The sequence below is a fragment of the Paenibacillus sp. FSL R5-0527 genome (genome assembly GCF_038008055.1).
In the GTDB taxonomy this organism is placed as follows: domain Bacteria; phylum Bacillota; class Bacilli; order Paenibacillales; family Paenibacillaceae; genus Fontibacillus; species Fontibacillus macerans.
In genome coordinates this window covers 1-3,855 of record NZ_JBBOYI010000007.1, presented here as the reverse complement: position 1 = coordinate 3,855, position 3,855 = coordinate 1, and the positions used below count along the sequence as shown (strand labels likewise).

8 protein-coding genes are annotated in these 3,855 nt (G+C 38.7%); 6 read left to right on the top strand and 2 right to left on the bottom strand.

Annotation, left to right across the window (positions count from 1 at the left end; translation table 11 throughout):
* The first annotated feature begins 448 nt into the window (after positions 1-448).
* Together NYE69_RS33380 and NYE69_RS33875 are read left to right on the top strand one after the other, a co-directional pair.
* A complete protein-coding gene (locus tag NYE69_RS33380; protein ID WP_213510163.1) occupies positions 449-673 on the top strand; it encodes a hypothetical protein in 225 nt (74 codons plus the stop codon).
* A gap of 174 nt (positions 674-847) precedes the next feature.
* Positions 848-919 carry a 23S rRNA (pseudouridine(1915)-N(3))-methyltransferase RlmH gene (locus tag NYE69_RS33875; RefSeq protein WP_373872291.1) on the top strand — a complete coding sequence of 24 codons (72 nt, stop codon included), beginning with the start codon at positions 848-850 and terminating at the stop codon, positions 917-919.
* Positions 920-921: 2 nt separating this feature from the next.
* On the opposite strand, the gene NYE69_RS33375 is transcribed toward NYE69_RS33875, so the two are convergent.
* Both NYE69_RS33375 and NYE69_RS33370 read right to left on the bottom strand, forming a co-directional pair.
* Complete coding sequence (locus NYE69_RS33375; protein ID WP_340930714.1) at positions 922-2,082, bottom strand: tyrosine-type recombinase/integrase; 1,161 nt, start codon at positions 2,080-2,082, stop codon at positions 922-924.
* 20 nt (positions 2,083-2,102) lie between these two features.
* Positions 2,103-2,429, bottom strand: coding sequence for a helix-turn-helix domain-containing protein (locus tag NYE69_RS33370; protein WP_340930713.1), 327 nt, complete (start codon positions 2,427-2,429; stop codon positions 2,103-2,105).
* Positions 2,430-2,660: 231 nt separating this feature from the next.
* On the opposite strand from NYE69_RS33370, the gene NYE69_RS33365 reads away from it, so the two are divergent.
* From NYE69_RS33365 to NYE69_RS33350, 4 genes are all read left to right on the top strand, one after another.
* The gene (locus tag NYE69_RS33365) at positions 2,661-2,891 is read left to right on the top strand and encodes a helix-turn-helix domain-containing protein (protein WP_340930712.1); all 231 of its coding nucleotides are present in this window, start codon (positions 2,661-2,663) and stop codon (positions 2,889-2,891) included.
* Entirely contained in the window at positions 2,884-3,186 is a 303-nt protein-coding gene (locus NYE69_RS33360; protein ID WP_340930711.1) for a helix-turn-helix domain-containing protein, read from the top strand. The genes NYE69_RS33365 and NYE69_RS33360 overlap by 8 nt, the downstream gene beginning before the upstream one ends.
* A gap of 25 nt (positions 3,187-3,211) precedes the next feature.
* A complete protein-coding gene (locus tag NYE69_RS33355; protein ID WP_340930710.1) occupies positions 3,212-3,394 on the top strand; it encodes a hypothetical protein in 183 nt (60 codons plus the stop codon).
* Positions 3,395-3,593: 199 nt separating this feature from the next.
* Positions 3,594-3,785 (top strand): helix-turn-helix transcriptional regulator, encoded by a 192-nt coding sequence (locus tag NYE69_RS33350; protein WP_340930708.1) that lies wholly within the window; start codon positions 3,594-3,596, stop codon positions 3,783-3,785.
* The last annotated feature ends 70 nt before the right edge of the window (positions 3,786-3,855 follow it).

Here is a 3,855-nt window from a genome sequence, read left to right as displayed (position 1 = left end):
TACAGTAGGAGGGGGACTGATGAAAAGGAAGGGGGCTGATCGTGAATTAAAAAAGAAGTAGGAGTAAAGATACTACAACGTTCCGAACAATTTGTTCGGACGTACCGAGGGAGCGCGGATTAATCCGCAGCATTCTCAATGAATTCATATATTTCCTCTATGCCACATTTGAATATTTTCATTGCCGTGTAAATATCTTCTGGAAGCATTGTTCTTTCGTTGCGGCAGAAGTAGGAAATCATTCGGGCGGAACGTCCTGAAATATCCGCATACTTTTCGTGAGTCCAGCCCCGAGACAATATAAGATCATTGAGTTTGCATCTCCCTCGGGAGAATTTACTCAATTACATAATTACTCCTTTCACTGTCGGACAAGTTGTGTCGTCATTTTATCATTTAGTCGGTCGGTAGTAAACAACTTACACCAAATAGAGAAGGGGATAATTACATGCTAAAATTAAATGACAAGTCCAAAGAGGAATTGGCTGCTATTTGTGAATCAGCTAACCAAAAAAATGCCGACGAATTTATTGGGATTTTCATGAAACTAAAAAGGTATATCCCCGCTCAAGAAATTCATGAGTATGAAAAGTTGGAAGAGTTATATAACGATAATTCATTAATGCTTATTACTGCTTATGAAATCGGCTATTATGACGGGCAGTCAAAATAAAGAAAGAAGAGCGGGTCTAGTTGCCCGCTCTTTATTAATTGGGGTTGAATTGGGGACAAAATTAACAACAACCAATACATTTAGTAACTACAATTAATACAATTCACGTCATTAGTTTGGATTGAGGATATTATTTCGCATTGTATTCCCTACATATCAAGAAAAAATCAGCTCATGCGCCTAGTTATGTGTGAGCAAATATACCGCGCTATTACTATAAATAAAGGCATTCGATACCACAAATAACGTCAATCGGGGACGGATTGGGGACGAAATTTTTCGAGTTTATTCACGGCGTCATCGGATAGTTTCTTGGTCACGTGAGAATACACATTAGCAGTAGTTTGGAAATCTGCGTGGCCGTGACGCTCCTGAATTACTTTGAGGCTCACACCTTCCTCAAGTAGTAAGGTAGCAGCGGTATGCCGAAGATCATGAAGACGAATATGCGGGAGTTCGTGGTCGGTCGTGAACTTTTTCCATCGATGTGAAGGAACAACCCTATAATATGGCTTGCCGATTCCATTATGAAAAATATATTCGTCCTCGCCGCCTTGCCACAAATCACTACTATCTTCCTTATCTTTAATCCAGTTGCTTTTGAAATTAGCTAAATCATCCATGAACCACTTCGGCATTTTAACCGATCTTTTTGAAGCATCTGATTTTGGTTCCTTTATAACCTGTCCTGCCGCCAAAGATTTACTAACTGTTATTGTCTGATTGTCAAAATCAACATCGTTCCACTGGAGTGCGAGCATTTCTCCGCGTCTAAACCCCCCGATCATGCAACCGGTAAAAAACAACCTCCAATTATCTGGTAATTTTTGCAGTTCAGATAACACCATGGCGGCTTGTTCGGCATCATAATACCTTTTTGATCTTGTATCTCCTTTTGGTCTATCTACACCGCTCATTGGGTTGATGCGTATGACTTTCCATTGTTTCGCTTTACCAAAAATGCTTTTTAAAATCGTGTAACAGTTGCGTTGTACGCTAACGGAGTAATGTTCGATGCTGGTCATAAAGTCAACGCAATGAAGCGTCTTTATTTTTTCAATGGGTTTGTTTTCGCCGAAAAATGGAATGATGTGCTTTTTAATGATCCCTTTATAAGTGGCTATTGTATTCGGAGAAAGCTTATTAAGGTAATTGTAGTATTTTGACTCAATAAAGTCTTTAAAAAGAAACTTGCCCGGACTAATGTATTCGCCGGTTTCAATTTCTACTTTAAAGGCTGCTAATTGACCGTCTAAATAATCTTGTAGCCTTTTAGTTGTCTTCAAGAGGGCTTTATCATCGATGGTTATGGTTTTTCTTCTTCTATCGCGCGTGCCATCTGGCAGTTCGCCTACATCAATTGTCAATCTCCAAGAGCGTTCCCCTCTTTTTTCAATACTCCCTTTCACATAACAACACTCCTAAAAATTTATTTATCGGCTTCTTTTTTGGCTAATTCTTTCATCTCGCGGTACTGTTTGAGCGCCAATTCAACTATTCTTTTTTCGTCCTCGGTTAAAATTTCATTGTTTATTACGTAACCCCCACTCTGAACGGTTTCAGCCTCCCCAATTAATTGTGAAACCTTAATCCCCAATGCGTTCGCAATTGTTTTTAGCGTTTCGAGGCTCGGGCTATAGCGATCTTTTTCCACATCTGCAATATATGACCTAGATAAATTCGCTAATTTGGCAAGTCCCTCTTGAGTTAATTTGTTTTCTTTGCGGAATTTCTTGATATTTTCACCTAAAGACAATTTCTACGACTCCTCACTAAATGACGTGTAAACAAGACTTTTGTTTAAAGTATACGATTTAAAGTACGTGAATACAAGCACTAAAATGGCGTAAATACAAGTAATATTAAGCAAAATGACGTGAATAGTAGATAAATAGCCTTATTATCTCCAAAATGCTTTTATTTAATGGAATATCGCTGTTTACTATTTGTCTGGTATACTGTACATTTTATTCAGGAGGTGACTTGAATGCTCGACAAAAAAACTTTAGGAAAAATCCTCAAAACAGAACGAGAACGCCGAAATATGACACAGGAAGAATTGGCAGAAAAGAGCGGTTTGTCTCGGAGTTATGTTTGCGACTTGGAATCGGGCCGGTATTTTCCTGGAGTTAAAACCCTAATGAAAATTTCTAATGGATTGGGCGGTGATTGCAATCTAATTGACATTGCTTTGAAAGGGGAGGAAATCCATGCTTAAATCTTCATTCCATAATGCGATGGAAACTTTCTTTGAAGAAGCAGTGCGTGAGGCCGAAAAACGGATTATGGCAAATATAAGAAATCCAATTGTAAAACATGACGAAATTATTGATGTTAATGAAGCGGCTAAAATGCTCAAAGTATCCCCACAGACTCTTTATGGGCTTTGTAGACAAAAAAAAATACCTCATAGAAAACTTGGAAATCGAACTGTATTTAGTGTAAATGCCTTGGAATCATGGGGTAGGGAACAAGATGAATTAAATTACAGAAAAGATGAAGTTGCCAACTAACCCCTAAGGAGGTGTAGAAGGAAAGATGAGTAAAGAAAAAATCAAGGTGGGAGTTCAAGGATACGAGATCAAACAGGGATTGGAAAGTGGCGAGATGTCCTTGAAATTAGTTTTTTCCAATCCCAGCGGATCATGTGAAACATACGATGCTTTTCTAAAGAAATTGCATGAATTTCTTAACCAAGAGGGATTCTCATTCAAGTCCTAAAGTTTTCTTCATTACGCTGGCGGCGACATCGGAAAGAACAGTCAGTGATGCGCTAGCAACCTTGGAAGCAATACTTTTAGTTTCTCTCCATGCTCTACTCCTTGGGAAATAAGAAGAAAGGGCCAACCGCCGATACGCTTGTTAAGCTTTCTGAAACTCTTGGCGTAACCATTGATGAACTGGTTAAGGGGTGACCGAGATGAACGAAGAACTTATAACCATTCCTGAAATGGCCGAAAGGTTAAAAATCAGTAGAGTATACGCCTATGAATTAAAAAGGCGTGCTGGATTTCCATTTTACAACTTTGGAGTTAGGCAAACAAGAGTCCTTTGGTCGGAAGTTAGCAAATGGGTTGAAGAAAATTGCAAGTTTTCGGAGAAGGCTATTTAACCAAAAGGAGAGATTGAAATGAGCAAAACAGTTGAACTGCAAATTAAAAAAGTGGTTGATGATTTGTTCC